Source organism: Dysgonomonas sp. 511 (assembly GCF_010501105.1).
Lineage (GTDB): Bacteria > Bacteroidota > Bacteroidia > Bacteroidales > Dysgonomonadaceae > Dysgonomonas.
Genome location: NZ_QVMQ01000018.1, coordinates 24799 through 47184, shown reverse-complemented (window position 1 = coordinate 47184; position 22386 = coordinate 24799). Strand labels below are relative to the sequence as shown.

Here is a 22386-nt window from a genome sequence, read left to right as displayed (position 1 = left end):
TTCCGGAGGATATCAATTTTCGAATATATTCCTTACTACTTCGCGGTCGTCGAAATGATGTTTCACGCCTTTTACATCCTGATAATCTTCATGCCCTTTTCCTGCAACAAGGATAACATCTCCTGCCTGAGCAAATGTGCATGCCGTGCGGATAGCCTGTTCGCGATCGACAATCAACAAGGTTTTCTTCATTTGCTGGCTGTTCAGCCCATCGGCCATATCGTTGATTATTGCTTGTGGCTCTTCCCAGCGCGGATTATCAGAAGTCAGGATAACCTGATCGCTCAGGCGGACAGCTTCGCGCGCCATGATAGGACGCTTGGTCTTGTCCCTGTTGCCTCCGCAACCAACAACGGTTATCACGCGCCCGTTGCCGTTCAGCACCTCGTGTATGGCTTCCAATACATTGGTAAGGGCGTCGGGAGTATGGGCGTAATCGACTATCGCCGTAAAGTCTTCAGCAGAACGGATGGTTTCGAAGCGGCCTGCTACGGGTTTCAGCGTGCTGAGTATAAGCAATGCCTCTTCGGAATCCTGCCCCAACAATATAGTTGCACCATATACTGCCAGCAGGTTGTAAACATTGAATACACCAACGAACTGTACCTGCACTTCCTTGCCGTTTATCTCGATAGCCGTTCCATCGAAGTGCTTCTCGATAATCTTTGCCTTAAAGTCGGCTAAAGATTGTACGGAATAGGTGCATTTTCTGGCTTTGGTATTTTGTAGCATTACCATGCCATTCTTATCGTCTATATTGGTAAGAGCGAAAGCTGTTTCGGGAAGGAGGTCGAAAAAAGCCTTTTTCGCTTTCAGGTATTCTTCCATCGTTTTATGGTAGTCCAAATGGTCTTGTGTGATATTGGTAAATATACCTCCTTCAAACTTCAACCCACTGATCCGCTTTTGGTGAATAGCGTGCGAACTGACTTCCATAAACGCGTATTCGCAACCGGCATCGACCATTTTCGCCAGCATATCGTTCAAGCTGATAGGGTCGGGCGTAGTATGTGTGGCATGATAAACTGCCCCATTTATATAATTGGCAACAGTAGAAAGTAAACCTACTTTGTAACCCAGCTTGAGGAACATCTCGTAGAGTAAAGTAGCAGTGGTAGTCTTTCCGTTCGTTCCGGTAACGCCAACCAGCCTCAACCGGGAAGAAGGATCGCCATACCAGTGTGTTGCTATCTTTCCTGCAGCATCGGCGGTGTCTTTTACTTTCACATAGGTGATGCCTGCCTTCGATGTATCAATATCATCCTGATGGACAATAACCCCCGCTTTCAGGTCCAAAGCATTGTCAATATATTGGTGTCCGTCTACTTGCACCCCTTTGAGTGCTATGAACAGCGAGCCTTCTACAGCTTTGCGCGAATCGGTAAAGATACCTGTAACCCGAACATCGTCATTTCCTTTTATAGCGATAACATCTATGCCTTTAAGTAAGTCTTGTAACTTCATATCTGTTTTTCTTTTCCTTTAGTTTAATTCTATTGTTATTGCTGCGCCTCTTACGGCTGTCGTGCCAGCATTTAAAGACTGAGCCCTGACCTTGCCTGCGCCAATCAGCCTTACCTTCAATCCCGCATTTTCGAGCAAATAGATGGCATCGCGTGCTCCCATACCAATTACATTCGGCACGGTTCCTTTTTTCAATGGAATATTGCTTTCGAACAGGATACCTCCATTCAGCGTATCTCTTTTAGCCCTGATCCATTCGCCATTACCATTTGCTGAGAATGGTTGTTTCAGTTTGGTCAATACCAGTTTTGCCTTCTCTAACGAGCCGTTTTTTACAGCCGGCGCATATGCGTGCAATGTATCTCTGGGCGCACTTACCGGTGTGGATACCAGATTGCGGGTATAGATGCCCTCTGCTATCGTTTTAAATACGGTTCCTGCCATGCCTCCACCCGAAGGTACACCTTCGGGGCGGCGAAGACCGACGAAGCAGGTGTATTGAGGATTGTCAGCAGGGAAATATCCACAGAAAGATACATAGTAGCCCTCATAGCCCCCGCCTTTGGCAATAAGGGCTGTACCGGTTTTACCCGCGATAGGGAACAGATCGGAAGCAGCGGCTTTTCCTGTTCCCTCTGTAATAACACCCCTCAGGATATCCTTGACCATGCCTAATGTAGCTTCGGAACAAAGAGAAGGGTTGACTACTTCGGCTTCGAATTGCTGAACGACTTCATTTTCTTTCATGAATGCCTTGGTAAGAAATGGTTTTATCATCTTTCCACCATTGGCAATACCATTATAAAACATCAGTAGATAGATAGGAGGTATCTGCGTTTCGTATCCGAAAGACATCCACGGCAGGGTGGTCGAATACCAACTCCTGCTTTTATCGTCGGGGAAACGGACAATAGCTGTTCCTTCTATTCCTTTCAGCGGCACATCCCATTCCAGCTTTTTGGTGAGGCCCATATCGTGTATATGCTGCACATATTTCTTAGGATTGCTTTCATATCCCTTGAGTATCATTTTGGATATTGCCACATTCGACGATGTGTACATTCCTTCGGCAACGGAGATGTCTCCCTTGTCGCGTCCTTTGCGCCAGTCGTGGTCGCGTACCGTACGTCCGCGATAATCGTAAAGCCCGTCGCCAACATGGATTTTGTCATTGGGTTTCACTACACCGTCTTCGAGGGCAATCATCAGCGAGATAGTCTTGAATGTAGAACCCGGCTCGGTCATATAAGAAAAGGCATTGGGATTGCCTTCGGCATACCTGCCATCTTTCAGCCTGTCGAGGTTTGCAATCGCTTTTATCTCTCCTGTTGCCACTTCCATCACAATGGCTGTGCCCGATTCGGCGTTTGTTTCAGTCAGCTTTTGACGTAGGGCTTGTTCTGTTAAGTCCTGCACATCTACATTGAGGGTCGTCTTAATATCCATACCATCGGAAGGCTCTTTCAGTATCACATCTATCCACTTGCCGCGTACACGCTGACGGGTTTTGATGCCCGGTTTTCCTTTCAGTATGGTATCGTATTTCAATTCGAGGCCGCTTTGCCCTCCCTTTTTAGGATCGCTACTGATAGAACCTACCGTACGCCCTGCAATTCTGCCGAAAGGTTTGTTGCGCATTGTCTTGGTTTCGGTGAAAAGACCGCTTTGGCTGCTGATCTTATTGAAGAACGGAAATGTATAGAGTTCTTTCATCTCTATATAGTTGATATCGCGACGGATAATGCGAATGCGCCCGCTACGGGTCTTTACCCTTTTTCCCGGCTCTATTTTCTTTACCCGCTCTATCTCTTTCAGTTCCTTGCGACTCAGGTCCCAACCATCGAGGATAATTTTTTTATATTGCCCTGCGGTTTTGTCAGGATATCGCTTTGCCAGCACTTCCGACAATGGTGTTACATACTTCAACAATGTATCTTTCACCATTCCCTGCGACATGAAGTCCATATAAACCTCGTACAGAGGTTCGCTAATAGCCAGCAGGCGCGCGTCGTCAGCATAAATGCTTCCACGGGCAGGCGGCACTTCCTTGTCTTTCTTTACGATCTCGGATGCTCCCAGTTTGCGCCACTCAGCGCCTTCTGCATACTTTATCTTAAATATAGTGTAGATAATAACAATAAAGACAAGCGACAATAGCAATACAAACCAGCCATAACGGCTGACTGCCACATTCCTGATTGCATTTTCCGACTTCTTTGCCATAATCCTCTATTGCTTTATCTTAAATATTGGTTCTGATGTAAGGCTGACATCCACATTGTTCTTCTTCACAAGTTCCTCCACCTTCGATTCGCGGCTTATACCCATTAGCCTGGAAGTGATGGTAACCGATTCGTGCTTCACATCTTTCAGTTCGCGCTGCAAGGATTCTATCTTGGCTACTTTCTCGATACAGCTATACCTGTTGCTGATGTAAAGGGCTATAATGACAACCAGCGTGATGATGAAACGGGCATTCTTCCAAAAGAAGTCCTCGGTGAGAATTGTCCCTCCCAGTATATACATCATCTTCTTCTTAACTTCCTTTGCGCTCATCCTTATCCTGTTAAATCTTTTCTACAATCCTTAGCTTGCCACTTCGGGAACGGGGATTCCTTTCCTCCTCTTCCCTCGACGGTACTATAACCTTATTGTTTATCAACCGGAACGGCCTTTCGAAATTGCCGAAGAAGTCTTTCTCGACCTTACCTTCGAAATTGCCGGTCTTGAAGAAGTTCTTTACAATACGGTCTTCGAGCGAGTGGTATGTAATAACTACCAGCCGTCCGCCCGGTTTCAGTATCTCCAATGCCTGACTGAGCATTTCTTTCAGGGCATCCATTTCCTCGTTTACTTCTATGCGGAGAGCCTGAAAGGCCTGAGCCAGCACCTTCTTCTCTTTCTCGCCTTTGCCTACAAATGCGGCAAGTGTATCCAAGAGGTCGCCTACTGTTTCGTAGGGTTTGTTTCTCCTGTTCTTTACTATCATTGACGCTATCCGCCTTGCCTGACGCAATTCGCCATAGAGATAGAACACATCGGCAAGCTTTTCTTCGCTGTAGGTATTCAGCACTGTTGCCGCCGACTTACCGCTTTTGCGGTTCATCCGCATATCCAGTTCGCTGTCTTCGAAGCGGAAAGAGAAGCCCCTGTCCTGTTCGTCGAAGTGATGCGATGATACTCCCAAGTCTGCCAACACAGCATCTACTGCTTCAACACCATAATAGCGCATAAAGTTCTTCAGATAACGGAAGTTGCTGCGCACAAATGTGAAGCGGCTGTCGTGGTGTATATTCTTTATCGCATCTTCGTCCTGGTCGAATGAGTACAGGTGACCACCTTCGCCCAACCGCGACAATATCTCGCGCGAATGACCGCCACCACCGAAGGTCACGTCCACACAAATGCTACGGGGACGGATATCCATCCCGTCTACGCTCTCCTTGAGCAATACCGGTATATGATAAACTTGTTCCATAGGGTCAATGGTTTTGTGGTTCGTCGTTCATAAGCGCCTGTATGCGGCTGCCAAAATCTTCTGCCGGGATAAGCGTCTGCTCCAGTGAGTTGTTCGTCCATATCTCGATGGTATCTTCCACCCCGATGAAACGGACGTCGGACGTAATGCCTGCCATCTGGCAATAGCGCTTAGGGATGAGGATACGCCCGTTGGCATCCATCTCCAAGCGTTCGGCATCTACGACGAATTGCCTGAACAATGCCTGCTGTTCCCTGTCCCAACGGGTAAGGCGCGAGCGCAGCTTGTCTACAACATCGTCCCACACATGAAGGGGATATAACACCAAGCAATCCTGAAATATATCCTTCCTGAGTACCAAGACATTCTGGCCGGCAGATTGCAGTATCTTCCGGAAAGCTACCGGCACAAAGACACGGGCCTTTGCGTCTATCTTAGCTTCTATGTTTCCCAAAAATTTCATTGCCGACAACTCAGGTTTCAATAATGTGTACTTAGAGATGGTAAAGGTATAAAAATTATACACTTATCCCCACCTTTCCCCACCTAAAATTGAAGAAAAACTTATTAACAATCTGTTAATTACGTTATCAACAATCTAATCTACTGGCAATATTGTACTTATAAACTTTATCAACAAGTTGTCAACATTCTAAATTACTATTTATCAATCACTTGATATTTTCTATCCACTTCCGGCTTCACAGCCGGGCAAACCGATGGTCAATCCAGATAATGAGGCTCGGGAGCCGAGTTAGTATTTTTCTCGTAGACCTTGAAATCGGCCAAATAAATATCCTCATCCTTAATGCCATTGGTCACCACACCGTCCGTCTCGCTCAACGGCTTACCGAAGCTGCGGTATATACCAAACTTGTTGCGGATGCTGATTGCCCCACTGTGCCACATAGAGATATTTTCCTCCGTATGGTCGATAAGGACTTTCTTGTCGCTCAGCCTCACGGCTTTGACCCTGTAAAACCCTTTGTCGGCAAAATGGGCTTCTTGTATTACCTGTACCCATTCGTCTTCAAACTGTTCGAGGGCTATGTTGTCTACTAATGTTTTCTTGCTGCTACTGCCTGCATCGCCTGTGTAAATGACTTGCACCCTGCGGTTCTTGCCATTGCTGTTAGCCCGCAGAGTGATGGTGATAAGCGGAAGGCTGTTGTTGCCTTCGAAGGCTTTCAGCTGATGGATATGTGTGAAGCTGCTCGATGGTTGAAAACTTTTGGGTATCTTAAACTTCCATTCCAAAACCTGCCATTCGTCCCAGTTGCCGTTCATCTTATCCCATTGCCGCTTATCGGCCTGGCTCTTTACTTCGTTGCGCTGACGGTCGACAAGCGCACCTCTGTCGCCATCTACCACTTTCTCTACATGGAGGGTGAGTTGGAATACGTATTGCCCGAGTACAGCATCGTAGACTGTATGGCTATGAGGGGCTGTATTGTGGTCGTTTTCCGATATATTGGGCGATTCGGTATAGTTCCAGCCCAAAGGGAGCATATGTGTATTGATTGCCTTATGGTCTTTACCCACCAGTGCGGCAGTCCCCTGCATGGAACTATTGAGGGTATAACCCCGCTTTATGTGCTCGTTGTCGGACGGGTCGGGATCTGGCGTTACCACCGGCGGTTTTACTACTTCGGGTTCCGGATCGTCATTCGAGCCGCAAAAGGAGAATGTCAGCATCAAGGCTGATAAGGGCAATAATAAGGTTTTCATTTTCATGGCAATGGTAGTTTGTCTGGTTATTAGATATACAAATATAGAAGGAAAACCTTATTGTCCGTTATAAGAATTGACTCAGAACCTTAAGAATACCAATCAAATGCGCTGTTTACTTTTCACCAAGAGCGGCAACGCACTCTTCGGGCGATAGCAATTGCTGCTCGCCTGTTGCCATATTCTTAAGCGTGACCTTGTTTTCCGCCATTTCGTTTTCGCCTACGATGGCAACATAAGGTATCTTATTGTTGTCGGCATAGGTCATCTGCTTTTTCATCTTGGCGGCTTCGGGATAAAGCTCGGTAGCGATACCGGCCAGACGCATTTTGGCAACCAACGGAAGGATGAAAGTTTCTTCTTTTTCCCCGAAGTTGACAAAGAGTAGCCGGGTATTTTGTATGGAGTCTTTCGGGTACAAATCCAACTGGTTCAGCACATCGAAAATGCGGTCGGCACCGAAAGAAATGCCCACGCCCGACACGCCCGGCATACCGAATATCCCTGTAAGGTTGTCGTAGCGACCGCCGCCTGTAATGCTGCCGATAGCAACATCCAGTGCCTTTACTTCGATGATAGCGCCTGTATAATAATTCAGCCCACGGGCTAGGGTGAGGTCGAGATCGAGCTGACAGCGAATGCCTGTTGCTTTCAGCTTGTTGAGTATATATTCCAGTTCTTCTACGCCTTTTACTCCTATCTCGGAGGCTTGGAGAACAGATTTCAGGGTATCTATCTTTTCTTCGTTGCTGCCTTGCAGAAGGATAATGGGCTGTAGTTGGTCTATTGCTTTTTGTGGAATACCTTTGGAGGCAAGTTCTTCGTTTACCTTTTCCAGTCCGATTTTGTCCAGTTTGTCGATGGCAACAGTGATATCCACTATCTTGTCCGACTCGCCTATTATTTCGGCTATTCCCGACAGTATCTTACGGTTGTTGAGCTTGATGCACACCCTAATGCCGAAACGCGAAAACACCTCGTCGGCAATCTGTATAAGCTCTACTTCGTTCAGCAGCGAATCGGAGCCCACCACATCGGCGTCGCACTGGTAAAACTCGCGGTAACGTCCTTTCTGTGGACGGTCGGCGCGCCATACGGGTTGTATCTGGTAGCGGCGGAAGGGGAATGTTATTTCGTTGCGATGCATCACAACATAGCGTGCAAAGGGAACGGTGAGGTCGTAACGCAGCCCTTTTTCGCTGATCTTGGTTGCAAGGCGGTTGGTGTTGCGTCCTGTAAGTTCGTCATCGGAAATGCCTTTGAGGTAGTCTCCCGAATTGAGGATTTTGAACAGCAACTTATCGCCTTCTTCGCCATACTTGCCCATCAGTGTGGAGAGGTTTTCCATCGAAGGGGTTTCTATCTGACGGAAGCCGTACAGCTTGAATACCTCGCGAATGGTGTCGAAAATATAGTTGCGCTTCGCCATTTCTTCGGGCGAAAAATCTCTTGTTCCTTTTACTATCGAAGGTTGTGACATCGTTTTATCTTTCAAATTATTATCAGGGTGCAAAGGTAAATATTAGTTGCGAGTTTGAGATTATGGTCTTCGCAAAAAGTAACACTTTTTTCAGTTAACAATATCTTTAGATACAAGTAAACAAGATACGAGATACGAGTTCATATTTTATCAAGAACCAACTCGTTAACTCATCTACCGGTATCTTGTATCTCTCCAAAAAGTAACACATGTAACATATTTTTCAGCCTTTTTTCCTTGTTACCTTTTCTTTAGATACAAGTAAACAAGATACGAGATACAAGTTCATATTTTATCAGAAACCAACTCGTTAACTCGTCTACCGGGATCTTGTATCTCTCCAAAAAGTAACACATGTAACACATTTTTCAGTCTTTTTTCCTTGTTACCTTTTCTTTAGATACAAGTAAACAAGATACGAGATACGAGTTCATATTTTATCAAGAACCAACTCGTTAACTCGTCTACTGGTATCTTGTATCTCCCTAAAAAGTAACACATGTAACACCTTTTACCCTTTTTTCATTGTTACTTTTCCCCTCCCTTGTCGTGCCTTTGCTCATAAGTCCCCAAAGGCGATTAGGGGCTTCCTATTGGAGCCATAGCATGGCCTATATAGATAAAGATATCGAAATATAATGCAAAACAACAAAGGCAACCTTCCGGCTGCCTTTATTCACAATATATATGTCTTGCGACTATCTTTTTTTCTTCGTACTATTCGTTTTGTTCTTTTCCTTCATTTGTTGTTGCTGGATGCGTTGCGCTTCTTCGAGGCGAGCCATAAAGCCCGATTTCTTTTTAGGCTTGGCTTTGTTAGCCTCCAGTTTTGCAAGCACTTTGTCTTCATTTATCATGTAGCGGAATGCTATTGTCAACAAGATTGTAATCAATAATGAAAGGAAGTAGTAGTATGTAAGCCCCGAAGGGAAATCGTTCAACATAAACAGGAATATCAACGGCATGAGATACATCATCCATTTCATACCCGGCATTTGCTGCTGTCCTGTATTGGTCATTTCCATATTGAACTTGGTATAGATGATATTGGTCACAGTCATCAATATACAGAACAAGCTTATATGCGTGCCTATCAGCGGGATATGCGTACCCCATTCTATAATAGCATCGTATGTAGACAGGTCTTTTGCCCAAAGGAAGCTTTGCTGGCGCAGCTCTATCGCATTGGGGAAGAACTGGAACAAGGCGATCAGTATAGGCATCTGCAAGAGTAACGGAATACATCCGCTCATCGGGTTGACGCCTGCCTTATTGTAGAGAGCCATTGTGGCCTGTTGTTTTTCCATTGCCTGCTCCTGTTTGGGGAACTTGGCATTTATCTCTTCTACCTGAGGACGCAGGACGCGCATCTTGGCCGACGACATAAACGACTTATATGTCAACGGGGAGATAACAAGTTTTACGATAATGGTAAGCAATAGTATAACCAGACCCATAGAAAGCCCTGTACCTCTCAGCAAGTTGAAAACAGGTATCACGAAGTATTGGTTTACCCAACGGAACAATGTCCATCCCAGTGGAACCAGCTTGTCCAAATCGAGCTGATTGCTTGCATCGCTAACATTGTCGTCGTAGCTTTTGAGCAACGAGTACGACATAGGGCCGAGGTAGTATGTAAACCCTGTGCTCATACGTCCTTCGCCCATATCCATTTTGGCAGGGACGAAAAGGTGTGCATCGCAGGTTTTGAGGTATTCGCTGTTGTCGTCGGTCTGCATCACACGCGAATCAAGCAATGCAACTTCTATTTTTTCGTCGGCAATAAGGATAGGAGCAAAGAACTGGTTTTTGAAAGCCACCCATTTCGATGGTTCTTTCAGTTCTACCTGTTCGTTTTTGTCGGCGCTCAGTTCGTTGACATCTCCGCCTATATATTTATACGAAAGGTGCGAATAACGCTGTTCGTTCTTCACGCTCTTTTCCTGACGGCGCATTTTGTGCGACCATTGTATTTCGAATATATCGGCTTTTTCCCTGTCGAGCATTGGTTGCAAGCCTACCATGTCGATATCGTATTTCATCATATAATCGTTTTCGGCAAGCTTATATGTGAAGTCGATATACTGGTTTTCGGCATAGGAGAAACGCAGGATGGCAGAGTTTTTATCTTCTGTCTCTATCGGTGTAAATATCAGGTCTTTGGTAGATAGCACTTTCCCTTTCTTGTTGGTAAGGAGCAGTGCAAAATCGCCATCGTTGTCGAAAAGGTAAAGCGAATCTTTATCGTAGCGGGCATATTCTTTCAGTTGCACACTAACCATTTTGGCTCCTTTGGTAGAGATTACGGCTTTCACCTTATCGTTTTCCAGTGTAAGCAATTGTTCTGCGCCTTTTGTGGCCTGCAACGAGTCGATGGCAGAAGATAGCGAATCGCTCTCTTGCACGGGTGCAACAAAGAAATCATCTACCGGATTCGCTTGTTTTTGGCTTGCCGAATCTTTGCCCGAAGCCTCTTTTTCTTCTTCTTTCAACTGGGCATATTCGGCTGTTTCTTTCTCCAGCTGTTCCTGTCTTCGCGACTGCTCTTCGGGCGAAGGCCTGTTTAGTAATGTGAAGCCTATAATTACGACTGCAATAAGTATAAAGCCGGTAATTGTATTCTTATCCATTTAGTTTGTTCTAAAATTATATTATTCTTTCTTTTTATTTTCTGTTATTGCCTTTATAAAGCTCATGAAAAGAGGGTTTGGCGCAAGTACGGTGCTGTTGTATTCGGGGTGGAACTGTGTTCCTAAAAACCATTTCTTTTCCGGAACTTCGACTACCTCTACCAAGCCCATTTCGGGATTGATGCCGGTGCATTTCATGCCATGCTTTTCGTAGTCGTCTTTGAAGTCGTTGTTAAATTCGAAACGGTGGCGGTGGCGTTCTTCTATCAGTTTTTTACCGTATGCCTGATATACGAGCGAGCCTTTTCCGAGTTCGCACTTGTAAGCACCGAGGCGCATTGTGCCGCCCATGTTGGTAATATTTTTCTGCTCTTCCATCAGGTCTATTACCTTGAACGGAGTATGAGAATCCATTTCGGTAGAGTTGGCTTCTGTCAGCCCCAATACGTTGCGGGCGTATTCTATCACCATGCACTGCATACCCAGACAGATACCAAAAGTAGGTATGTCGTTTTCGCGGGCATATTTTATGGCTGTTATTTTTCCTTCCACACCGCGCTGCCCAAAGCCGGGAGCGATAACAATGCCATCCATCGACGACAGTGCATTTGCCACATTTTCGTCGGTAAGCTTATCGGAAAGTATAAACTGCAGGTCGAGCTTGCGTTCGTTGTAAGTGGCAGCCTGCAACAGCGATTCGTTTATCGACTTGTAAGCATCGGGCAGTTCCACATACTTGCCTACCAACCCGATACGGACTGTATCTTTTGCATTCTTCTTCTTGCTCAGGAAATCGCGCCAAGGCTGCATAGCCGGTTTTTCGCCGATTGGCATACCTAGTTTACGCAGTACGATTTCGTCCATATTCTGTGCTTGCATATTCAGTGGCACTTCGTATATGGTAGGTACGTCTACCGATTGCACTACGGCGTCTACCTCCACATTGCAAAACAAAGCTACTTTGCGCAGTATGTCTTTGTTGAGCGTGTGTTCGGTACGCAGAACCAGCAAGTCGGGTTGTACTCCTTCCGATTGCAGTTGCTTAACGGAGTGTTGGGTAGGTTTTGTCTTCACTTCTTTGGCTGCTGCTATGTATGGCACATAGGTAAGATGCACGCACAGGCAGTTTTTGCCCAGTTCCCAACGCAACTGGCGGATACTCTCTATAAACGGAAGCGATTCTATATCGCCCACTGTGCCGCCTATCTCGGTAATCACAAAATCGTAATCGTATTTTGTGCCTACCATCTTGATATTGCGTTTTATCTCATCGGTAATATGAGGTACTATCTGCACGGTTTTGCCCAGATAGTCGCCCTTACGTTCCTTGTTGATTACATTTTGGTAAATGCGCCCCGTAGTGATGTTGTTGTCCTTATGGGTAGGCTGGTTGAGGAAACGCTCATAGTGCCCCAGGTCGAGGTCGGCCTCATGCCCGTCTACGGTAACATAGCATTCGCCATGCTCGTAAGGGTTTAGCGTCCCCGGGTCTATGTTGATGTAGGGGTCTAGTTTTTGGATGGTTACTTTATACCCTCTTGCTTGTAGTAGTTTGCCTAATGAAGAGGCTATAATACCTTTACCTAAAGATGAAATAACTCCACCTGTAACAAATATATACTTTGTATCGGCCACGGCTTTTAGTTTTATATTTTTCAGAATCTAAAAAGAAAGCACAAAAGTAAGAAAAATATTTGGATACTGTTTGCTAACAATATATAAATCACATACTCTTGATGTTATAGTAAATAAGACTGCAACAGGCTCTCATAAATCACATCTCATTGTGTTAAAATACCTTTCGCAATCACTATTTATAATTAAAATGCCTGAATAGTTTCATTACATCTTGCGATTGCTCGCCCTTATGATATTCAAGACCTTTGCGCTCGGATTTTTTTATTCCTCCATCATTAAACAGACTCTAAACCATATATAATATACAATTATGAGAAAAATATGTGCTACACTCATATTATTAGCCATTAGTATCCAACTTGCAGTTGCCGGTTCGGTAAAAGGACGGGTAGTAGACCAAAACGGGAACTCGCTCCCATCGGCCACAGTGACAATAAAAGAGCTGGGCAAAGTAAAACTGACCGACGACAACGGCGTTTTCTATTTCAAAAACCTGCCTGAGCGTGTATTGACTATCGAAGCCACTTTTATCGGCTATCAGGCAGACAAACAACAGATAGACCTTTCGCTCCAAGACTCGGTGCCTGTGCGCCTGCTTTTGAACGAAAACAACCAACTGGAGGCTGTAGAAGTATTCGGCGAACGCTACAAGCAGCCTGAAAAACTGGATGCAATCACCCGTATGCCACTCCGCCCTAGCGAACAGATACAAAGCATATCGGTAATATCGGACAAGGTGATAGCCGAACAAGGTGCGTTGACCATTACCGATGCGGTAAGGAATGTGCCGGGAGTAACCCTTTTCGGCTCTTACGGCGGCGTGCGCGAAAGCTTGTCTACACGTGGTTACCGTGGTGTGCCAATCTTAAAAAATGGCGTGCGTGTCGATTCCGATTTCCGTACGGCCTCGCTGGCATCGGATATGCAGGGGGTAGAAAGCGTGCAGGTGATAAAGGGTTCGGCAGCTATTACACAAGGTGTCGGCAACGACCTGGGGAGTCCGGGAGGTATAATCAATGTTGTGACCAAAACTCCCAAATTTGTGAATGGAGGCGAAGTTTCTTTCCGTACAGGCAGTTGGGGACAGGTACGCCCTACATTCGATGTACAGTCGGTGCTTGACAGGAACCGGACTATAGCCTTCCGCCTGAATGGCGCCTACGAACGCATGGACAATTACCGCCCCATTGTGTCTATGGATAAGGTATATATAAACCCGTCAGTAGAATGGCGTCCTGATAATATGACAACCGTAACTGTAGAAATGGATTACCTGAACAACAACAGCACGCCATATACCAGCACCGTAAACCTTGCCGGCGACGACACAGAAGCTCTCTACGATATGCCTCACAGCAAGTTTTTAGGTTTCGCTACAGATAACAACAATACCAAGACTTTGACTTATGCGGCACGGCTGACTAGGCAGTTGTCAAACGTAATCAGCGTAAGGGCAGCTTATTTTGCAGCATCCAACACTACCGATAATACCAGCGCTTCGTTGAGTTCTATCAAAGGCCAAGACCTGAATAAAAGGGCCCGCGGCATATCGCGTTCTCACAAAGAAGATAAAAACTCCACTTTCCAGCTCGACCTGATAGGACGCGATGTATATACAGGAACATTGAAGCATACATTTCAGCTTGGGTTCGACTACAAAATGGCGGATGTAGCCAGCACCTCTTATGGTGCATGGAATGGCAGCATAAGCAAGCTGGGTGCTATAGCAGTAGATACGATAGACGTACTTGCCGACAAGATTGCAAATCCTGAGATAGAAAGTGTAACCTGGCCGGGGCAAAGCATTACCAACACCCAGACATCGACATATGGCATAATGGCGCAGGAAGTGCTTACTATCAACAAATATCTAAAAGCCATATTAGGGCTTCGCTACAGTTCGATATCTGTAGAAGACGAAACTATCAAGAAATACCAAAAGACAGATAAGATTGTCGACGGAAACGGAAAGACCCAAACAATAGTGAGCGACAAAACCGCTATAAGCAGCAGCCCCAAAACAACAGAGAGCGCATGGAACCCCATGGCAGGTTTGATGATTTCGCCACTAGAAAATGTAAATCTGTTTGGTTCTTATACGACCACTACCAACCTGAGGTCGGCGGCAAACCTGATGTCGAACGGCGAACGGATCGGGGCGTCGGTTTCGAAACAATGGGAATTTGGCGTAAAATCGGACTGGCTGAACAACAGGTTGCGTTTCAATTTTACATACTTCCACATTATAAATAAGAACCTGTCGAATACAGAATACGTTGAAGGAACAAACCAGCCAACCGGCTACCATATCAAAGCCGGCGACCTGAAAAGGCGCGGGATAGAAACCGAGTTGAGCGGGCGCATATTAGAAAACCTGCAAGTGATGCTGGGGTATGCCTATCTGGATGCGGAATACCAAAACAGCCCGTCGTATGTCAGCGGCTCGGCACCGATGAATGCACCTATGCACACAGCAAACGGATGGATACAATACAAATTAGACAAATCTGTGCTGAAAGGATTGTCGATCGGAGTCGGTGTATATTATGTAGGCGACCGCCCTGTAAACGAATACAGCCTATCGCCCGACGGACACGGCTCACCTACAGGAACCAAACCATTCGACATGCCGGCATACACCACCATAAACGCCCAGTTGGGCTATACCTACAACAAGGTAACGGCGCGCGTGTTCTTCAACAACATATTCGACGAGATAGGCTACAACTCCTATTACCGTGGCGGATTTATCAACCAGATAGACCCCCGCAATTTTGCGGCAGTGGTATCGTACCGCTTCTAAGCGACTAATCACTATTTATTATTAGCCGGACACTGAAATATCGCTATTTATTGCGATTGCAGGAATGACGGATATATGCGACCTTTGTAACCGATGATAGTTGATTTAATCTTGAGTAGGCGCTCATGAATATTTTAGATTAAAGAATTACTTAACTTTGATGATAGTTCGTTCCGATGTTTTTTGCTGAACCCATTAAACATCGGAACTTTTTTTGAGTCTAAAAACAAACTAAACTAGAAAGATAAATAATATATTATGCGAAAATTTCTCAAAAAGCTTCACAGGTGGCTTTCCATCCCTACCGGGATAATCATAACAATCGTCTGCCTCACCGGGGCGATACTCGTCTTTCAGGACGAAATACTCGAACTGGCAAATCCATCCCATTATTTTGTAAAAGAAACAACTGGCAATCCTATCCCACTGGATGAACTGATACCGATGGTGAATGCACAGATGGATACAAACACCGTAGCATCGGTACAGGTATCGCACGACCGCGGACGTACCTACAGCATGACCCTCGCCAAAGGATTCCGCGAAACAGCTTTCGTAAACCAATACACAGGCCAAATCACAGGTTACTACAAATTCAGGGAAAGCCCGTTTTTCACTGTTATGACTTTGCACCGCTGGCTGATGGACGGCAGCCGTACATGGGGCAAATATACCGTAGGCATCTCTACCCTGCTGCTTGTATTTATCCTTATCAGCGGACTTATAGTATGGATGCCGCGCAAGATGAACAAGAGCCGCTTTAAGATTCAGTACCGCAAGGGGAAGAAACGCCTATTCTACGACCTTCACAATGTGCTTGGCGTATATGCCTGCCTCATCCTGCTCATCTGTGCCCTCACCGGGATGGTGTGGTCGTTCGACTGGTACCGCAACGGAGTATTCAAACTGTTTGGCGCAGAAATAAAACAAGAACAGGGACACGGTGGACAAGGGCAAGGACGCGGACAAAATCAAGGACAGGGCAAAAGAGGCAAAGGTGAAGACAAGAAAGAAAAAAGAGAAACAAATACTGCCCAGTGGCAAGCGGTGTTCGATAGCTTGTCGGCATCCAATCCCGGCTACGAATATATAAAGGTACAAGACGGCACAGCCGCTGTACATCTTCGGTCGTCATATACTTCGCGTGCTACAGATACCTATAAGTTTGATAAAAAAAGCGGTGAAATAACAGAAGCAACATTGTTTAAAGATCAGGAAAAGGCTACACAGGTATGGGCATGGGTATATTCGCTGCACACAGGGAATTACTGGGGCATCTGGTCGAAAATATTTACCTGTATATGCGCCCTTATAGGTGCAAGCCTGCCATTGACCGGATATTATATGTTTTTTGTTAAAAGGAAAAAGAATAAGAGCCCGGTTGGGGGCAAACCATGAAATTTATCTAAAAAGAGCATAAAAAAGTTGCTAAGAACTATACTAAAGAACTTATAAGAAATATTTTCGCTAAAATTTAATCAGGCTCTTATTATTCAAATTCAAAGATGTACCTTTGCAAAAAGCAAAATATATTGTAACCAATGGAATTAAACCTAAAGAACCCGCTCATCTTCTTCGACCTCGAAACCACAGGTACCGACACGGCAAAAGACCGTATCGTAGAAATATCGTACCTCAAAGTGTATCCCAACGGCAAAGAGGAGATAAAAACCAAAAGGCTGAATCCCGAAATGCCTATACCTCCGGGAGCAACAGCCATACACGGCATATCCGATGAAGATGTAAAAGATGAACCTACCTTCAAACAGATAGCCAAATCACTGGCTACACAAATGGAAGGTTGCGACCTTGCAGGGTTCAATTCCAGCCGGTTCGACGTACCGTTGCTTGCAGAAGAATTTCTGCGTGCAGGGGTCGATATAGATTTCAGCAAAAGGAAAATGATAGATGTACAGATTATTTTCCACAAAAAGGAACAGCGCACGCTTGAGGCTGCATACAGGTTCTATTGCGACAAGGAGTTGACTGACGCTCACTCTGCCGAAGCAGATACTAAAGCAACCTACGAAGTATTGAAGGCACAGCTTGACAAGTATCCCGACCTGGAGAACGATGTGGAGAAACTCGCTTCCGAATTTTCATTCTTCAACAATAATGTAGACCTTGCCGGACGTATCATCCTCGACGAAAACGGCGTGGAGGTATTCAATTTTGGCAAACACAAGGGAAAACCCGTAGTAGAAGTGCTGAAAAAAGAGCCTAGCTTCTACGCATGGATGATGGATGCCGATTTTCCACTTAATACCAAGCAGGCCCTTACCAAAATCAAGTTGCGGGAAATGCAGAAGTAACCGCCGTTTTGCAAAGCGGCGATATTACCAGATTTCTTGCGAGGTCTGTATATATTGGTTTACAATATTCTTATATTGCTCCACTCCGATAGATATATTCTTTGCCGAGTTGGATGTGCCTATGCCATATACTATCAATGGCGATTTCCATACCATACCTGCGTATGTAACGCCAGCCTGATAGGGGCGCAGCAGTTCGTCGACCGTGAAGCCTACTTTGCCTCCGCTACGGTACGAGTCCTGGCTCCAGCCGGTAGTAGTCACCACCGTGCAAGGCTTGCCCGATATTGCAGGAGTTTTGGCAAGTGTATTCAAAACGGTATCCTGCCATTCTTTAAGCTTCGAAGGGGCAGCCATCCAATAGAAAGGGAATTGGAGTATAACAGACGATGCCCTTGTCATTATCGTGGCCCATTCGGCTACCGAGTATTCTTTTTCGCTGTACAGGTTGTACAACTCTACTTCAGCCGGATTGTAAACGGCATCGAGCAATTCTTTGTTTGCTTGTGATTCGTCGAAGTTGGGATGCGCTAATAAGATGACAACCTTATTCTTCTCTCTCATGTTTTCTAGTTCCATTGCGTTTTTGTGATAATGTGTGACATTAGTTATTATGTATGTTAACATTTCACGGTCGCATAAAGTTCACCGACCTGATGGCTAAATATTAATTAGAGGGGTGCCTCGACTGGTTTAAAGGGGTAGAAATAGTAAGTTATAGAAATGAAAAAAGCGACAAACAGAAGAAATCTTCAATTTGTCGCTCTCAGTGCGAAGGGGTATCAGATTATTGGACACTTATAGAGGACTTTGTAAAGGTTATTGAGTTTATGAAGTTTGAATGTATCTTTGTAAAATAGAACTATATCTGGAATGTGAATTATCTCCATATTACTATGAGCATTACTTCTGTCTTAAAAAAAATAAACCCCAAAACACTTAAACGTATTGGATTTGCAACTTACATTTTGACATTCATTTATTTTATTTGCTGCACTATCTATGAATATTCTTATTTCCCAATCACACTCCCTTTTCTATTTGCTACTTTTTGTTATTTGGTAGCAGAAAATAATACAGAACATATCATTGACTCAATTATGATGACTGTCTTTGTTGTTACATTTTCCTCATTTTCTTATTTAGACACAAAAAATAGGACGGATAGCCTGCTTGAAAATTACACCATTACAAAAGGTATAGTAGAATATATAGAATTTCACACAGCAACTCGAAACATGTATTCAACTGTATATGGTCAATTCCTTATACCTGGAGGCAAATACCATGTTGCCCAAAAGGATTATTCATTGATTCCGCCATTTAACGTAAATGATTCTGTTTTTATTTTGTACCAAAAAGATAAGGTAGATAATGTTCAGTTTTTCAGATATGAAAACGAGATTGACAAATGGATAAAAAAGTCATCTTTTTCAAAATTTTGGGAAGAAGCATATTGGTTAAGACGTATTGTAATCGCATTTGTACTTTTTGCCATTATTCCTTTTATTTTATCAAAAATAAAAAGACATTAGTTGAATATCAAAAAAAGCGACAAAAAGAAGAAATCTTCAATTTGTCGCTCTCAGTGCGGATGAAGGGACTCGAACCCCCACGCCTCACGGCACCAGATCCTAAGTCTGGCGCGGCTACCAATTACGCCACATCCGCGGCTAAAAATGCGTTAGCGGGTACAAAGGTAAAATTATTTTTCTTGAAAACAATACTTTGAAAAAGAAATATCACGAAACTACAACAATTTTCAAAATCCCCGCTGTCTCATAGCCTCAAAAGTAAGCACGGCTGTAGATACAGAAACATTCAGCGAATCTATCTTTCCCCTCATAGGTATCTTTATCCTCGCATCGGCACTCGAAAGCCAAAAGTCCGTAAGCCCATCAGCTTCCGTACCCATGATAATAGCCGAAGGCTTTGCGAAATCAGTATCCTGATACCAGTTCGAAGCAGTTAGTTCGGCAGCAAATGTCCTTATGTTATTCTTTTGTAAATAAGCAAACGCTTCTTCCGACCCGCATACCGCAGTCTGTACCGTAAACAAGCACCCTACCCCCGACCGTATTACATTCGGATTATACAAATCGGTTGCCGGATCGCAGATTATTACAGCATCCACCTGTGCCGCGTCGGCCGTACGTAGTATAGCACCCAAGTTGCCGGGCTTTTCTACAGCTTCGAGAACAATAACAAAAGGATTGGCCGACAACTCCAGATTTTCCAGCCCATGTTTGCGGGGCTTTGCCAATGCCAGCAGCCCGTCCGAACCTTCGCGGTAAGCAATCTTTTCGAACACAGCCTCCGACACCTCATATATCTTATCTTGCTCAATACTATTCAATACATCCGGGTAATCTGTTTTCTCAAACAGTTCGGGACAAATAAAGACGGAGTCTAATTTATACCCTGCCATAAGAGCAAGGCTCAGTTCTCTTGCCCCTTCTATTATAAACAGGCCTTGCGACCTCCGCTCTTTCGCCTTTGCAAGCTTAACGATATTCTTTATCCTTAGGTTTTGCAGGCTGGTTATCTTCTCCATATTTCCTTATATTTCGAACAACAAAAATATACAATATGACCCGATAAATCCGAAATTCTTGTAATTTTATACATTATTTTAATTATGCTTAAAAACGAGTCTTTTTCGTCGAGCCAAATGAAATAAATCGTTATTTTTATACTATATAAACAATATTTCTTTTATCCTTACATTCGCCATGAGCAAGAAAGTACGATTATCGGTATTAGGTTTTTCATTCAATCAGACTCAGTCGGGAGCCTACGGGCTCGTATTGGCCGAAGAAGAAGGTCTCAGAAGGCTTATGGTTGTCGTAGGTGCCCCCGAAGCCCAGTCTATTGCCTTCCAGCTACAAGGCTCAGTTCCGCCCAGGCCGTTGACTCACGACCTCTTCAAGACTCTTCTTGGCGAACTCAATATCCGGTTGAGCGAGGTAGAAATATACAAGTACGATAATGGCGTGTTCTTCTCAAAAATAAGATTGGTACAAGGAGAACAGCATATAGAAATAGAATCGCGTACGTCAGATGCCATAGCCATCGCCCTAAGAACAAAGTCGCCTATATATACCACCGAACTGATAATGCAAATGCAAGGTGTGATATTTGATGAAGGAAACAACGACGACAACAGTCTGGAAGAAGAAAAGAGCGATTTCGCCCTCGATTATTCCTTGCTCGACAAAAACGAACTGGAATCCCTGCTCAACGATGCCGTAGCCGGCGAAGATTACGAACTTGCATCTTTAATCCGCGACGAACTGCGAAAGAAAGAATGATAAAAGCCCTGAAACAAAGTGTCTTCAAGGCTCTTATCCTGATATGATTAGCGTTCCCGTTAGAACGAAAAATCTACCCCGGCAGCAAACACCTTATTGGTGCGCGAGAATACATCTTTGCCTGCCATAGCAGGAACCATGCTTACATACGGATTAACGTCTTTTGTCCAGTCTGAATAAGTTGTCCAGAAATAACCGACATTGATTCTTACCTTTGGAGCCACCTTTGCTGCGCCACCAAATCCTATAGAATAAGAATTGATAGAGAAACTCAAGTCTTTCTGATAAGCATCAGTCACTCCATAACGAGTTATCTGTCCTCCGGCACTCACCAGAAATATTCTGTCTATCTGATATTCGAGACCGAAAAGATACTCATTTGTTCCCCCATTGATATGCTTTTGCTTGTCATCGGCCATCTTTGCGTCCGAATCGAAGAAATGGTGATAACCAACGCTGGCCAGCAGGTTTGGAGTTATCTGGTACGAAGCACCTACTGTAAACAAGGCTGGTATGTCGTGTGGCGTATTTACTCCATGCTTAAACTGCTCAAGTCCGCCATCTTTTCCGTCTACAGTCTTACTTTCGATATCGAGAGATGTCTTAAACTCATATTTCATACCTATATTCAGGTTCTTATAATTGAAGTTCAGGCCGAGGATAGGATTTACTCCCCATCCCGACTGAGAATTATCAATTTCCCTGTCGGCAACCATGTTTGCATAATCTGTCATTCCTGCAGCATTGAAAAAGCCTTCGGCAGACATCATATCTCCATTAGGGTTTAGCAGCGGATGTTTCGGATTTATCTTCACGTTTTTCAGATAGCCCTCATAGCCGTTGTTTACTATGTTGAGACGAAAACCGGCATACACCGAAAACATATCGTTGATTGCATAGCTTCCCCCCAATTGAGCGCCATAGATGAAAGAAGACCCCCTCATGTAAGTATCTACCGAATATTGGGATGTAGGCACTTGCATGCTCGACAACAATGCAGGGATAGCCGAAAGTTGCGATTCGAACGAAGGCAAGCCATCATTAAATGTAGCCTTTCCTCCACCACCCGATACGGCAAGATTACCCGACAATACCCATTTGCCGGTTTTGTAAGCAGCCTGCAAGCTTGGGATAATCGGAGCCGAAGCTTTTCCTTTATATACCTTTGTATCGTTGCCGCCAAATCCGGCAAACAATGGATAAGTAGAAGTTATGGTACGGGTCTGGAATGCACTTTGGTTGGTAAATGCAAAGTGAAACCCATCTTCAAGCTTAACTCCCAATCCGGCGGGATTGGTGTATGCAGCGTCTATTTCGAGCGAAGCATCGCGCGCCACCATACGTATGAAGTGTGCACTTTGGTTGGTATTGGTCAATATACCCCCTGCAAAAGATTGAAGGATGGCTGACGAAAACAGTAAGGTTAACAATCCTGATTTAACTTTATTCATTATAATAATTAATTTACGGTCAAAGACCTGATTACATAGCCAGTATTTAAAACGCAGCAAAGATAGAAGTAATAAATTAGTTTCAAAAGAA

Annotated in this window: 17 protein-coding genes and 1 tRNA gene; 5 read left to right on the top strand and 13 right to left on the bottom strand. The window is 44.6% G+C overall.

Annotation, left to right across the window (positions count from 1 at the left end; translation table 11 throughout):
- Positions 1–12: 12 nt before the first annotated feature.
- From D0T57_RS09565 to D0T57_RS09525, 9 genes are all read right to left on the bottom strand, one after another.
- Positions 13–1464 carry a UDP-N-acetylmuramoyl-L-alanyl-D-glutamate--2,6-diaminopimelate ligase gene (locus tag D0T57_RS09565; protein ID WP_163273269.1) on the bottom strand — a complete coding sequence of 484 codons (1452 nt, stop codon included), beginning with the start codon at positions 1462–1464 and terminating at the stop codon, positions 13–15.
- Positions 1465–1482: 18 nt separating this feature from the next.
- Positions 1483–3687 carry a penicillin-binding protein gene (locus D0T57_RS09560; RefSeq protein WP_163273268.1) on the bottom strand — a complete coding sequence of 735 codons (2205 nt, stop codon included), beginning with the start codon at positions 3685–3687 and terminating at the stop codon, positions 1483–1485.
- A 6-nt stretch (positions 3688–3693) separates the two neighbouring features.
- Positions 3694–4020 (bottom strand): FtsL-like putative cell division protein, encoded by a 327-nt coding sequence (locus D0T57_RS09555; RefSeq protein ID WP_163273266.1) that lies wholly within the window; start codon positions 4018–4020, stop codon positions 3694–3696.
- Positions 4021–4030: 10 nt separating this feature from the next.
- Positions 4031–4951, bottom strand: coding sequence for a 16S rRNA (cytosine(1402)-N(4))-methyltransferase RsmH (rsmH, locus tag D0T57_RS09550; RefSeq protein ID WP_368666914.1), 921 nt, complete (start codon positions 4949–4951; stop codon positions 4031–4033).
- Entirely contained in the window at positions 4947–5405 is a 459-nt protein-coding gene (locus D0T57_RS09545; RefSeq protein WP_163273262.1) for a division/cell wall cluster transcriptional repressor MraZ, read from the bottom strand. The genes rsmH and D0T57_RS09545 overlap by 5 nt, the downstream gene beginning before the upstream one ends.
- Positions 5406–5665: 260 nt before the next feature.
- On the bottom strand, positions 5666–6670 hold the full coding sequence (locus tag D0T57_RS09540; RefSeq protein WP_163273260.1) for a hypothetical protein: 1005 nt from the start codon (positions 6668–6670) through the stop codon (positions 5666–5668).
- 115 nt (positions 6671–6785) lie between these two features.
- Complete coding sequence (hisS, locus tag D0T57_RS09535; RefSeq protein WP_163273258.1) at positions 6786–8150, bottom strand: histidine--tRNA ligase; 1365 nt, start codon at positions 8148–8150, stop codon at positions 6786–6788.
- 698 nt (positions 8151–8848) lie between these two features.
- On the bottom strand, positions 8849–10780 hold the full coding sequence (yidC, locus tag D0T57_RS09530) for a membrane protein insertase YidC (RefSeq protein WP_163273256.1): 1932 nt from the start codon (positions 10778–10780) through the stop codon (positions 8849–8851).
- Positions 10781–10801: 21 nt separating this feature from the next.
- Positions 10802–12415 carry a CTP synthase gene (locus D0T57_RS09525; RefSeq protein WP_163273254.1) on the bottom strand — a complete coding sequence of 538 codons (1614 nt, stop codon included), beginning with the start codon at positions 12413–12415 and terminating at the stop codon, positions 10802–10804.
- 313 nt (positions 12416–12728) lie between these two features.
- On the opposite strand from D0T57_RS09525, the gene D0T57_RS09520 reads away from it, so the two are divergent.
- From D0T57_RS09520 to D0T57_RS09510, 3 genes are all read left to right on the top strand, one after another.
- Positions 12729–15221 (top strand): TonB-dependent receptor, encoded by a 2493-nt coding sequence (locus tag D0T57_RS09520; RefSeq protein ID WP_163273252.1) that lies wholly within the window; start codon positions 12729–12731, stop codon positions 15219–15221.
- A gap of 258 nt (positions 15222–15479) precedes the next feature.
- Complete coding sequence (locus D0T57_RS09515; RefSeq protein WP_163273250.1) at positions 15480–16619, top strand: PepSY domain-containing protein; 1140 nt, start codon at positions 15480–15482, stop codon at positions 16617–16619.
- A 143-nt stretch (positions 16620–16762) separates the two neighbouring features.
- Positions 16763–17533 carry a 3'-5' exonuclease gene (locus D0T57_RS09510; protein ID WP_163273248.1) on the top strand — a complete coding sequence of 257 codons (771 nt, stop codon included), beginning with the start codon at positions 16763–16765 and terminating at the stop codon, positions 17531–17533.
- Positions 17534–17557: 24 nt separating this feature from the next.
- On the opposite strand, the gene D0T57_RS09505 is transcribed toward D0T57_RS09510, so the two are convergent.
- Complete coding sequence (locus tag D0T57_RS09505; protein ID WP_163273246.1) at positions 17558–18112, bottom strand: NAD(P)H-dependent oxidoreductase; 555 nt, start codon at positions 18110–18112, stop codon at positions 17558–17560.
- A 317-nt stretch (positions 18113–18429) separates the two neighbouring features.
- Here D0T57_RS09505 and D0T57_RS09500 point away from each other — a divergent pair, with 317 nt between their 5' ends.
- Positions 18430–19068, top strand: coding sequence for a hypothetical protein (locus D0T57_RS09500; RefSeq protein ID WP_163273244.1), 639 nt, complete (start codon positions 18430–18432; stop codon positions 19066–19068).
- 54 nt (positions 19069–19122) lie between these two features.
- On the opposite strand, the gene D0T57_RS09495 is transcribed toward D0T57_RS09500, so the two are convergent.
- Positions 19123–19204 (bottom strand) — tRNA-Leu (locus D0T57_RS09495).
- 91 nt (positions 19205–19295) lie between these two features.
- Positions 19296–20087: an RNA methyltransferase gene (locus D0T57_RS09490; RefSeq protein ID WP_163273242.1), complete on the bottom strand. Its 792-nt coding sequence runs from the start codon at positions 20085–20087 to the stop codon at positions 19296–19298.
- 178 nt (positions 20088–20265) lie between these two features.
- On the opposite strand from D0T57_RS09490, the gene D0T57_RS09485 reads away from it, so the two are divergent.
- Positions 20266–20844: a bifunctional nuclease family protein gene (locus D0T57_RS09485; RefSeq protein ID WP_163273240.1), complete on the top strand. Its 579-nt coding sequence runs from the start codon at positions 20266–20268 to the stop codon at positions 20842–20844.
- 59 nt (positions 20845–20903) lie between these two features.
- On the opposite strand, the gene D0T57_RS09480 is transcribed toward D0T57_RS09485, so the two are convergent.
- Complete coding sequence (locus D0T57_RS09480) at positions 20904–22295, bottom strand: OmpP1/FadL family transporter (RefSeq protein ID WP_163273238.1); 1392 nt, start codon at positions 22293–22295, stop codon at positions 20904–20906.
- Positions 22296–22386: the final 91 nt, after the last annotated feature.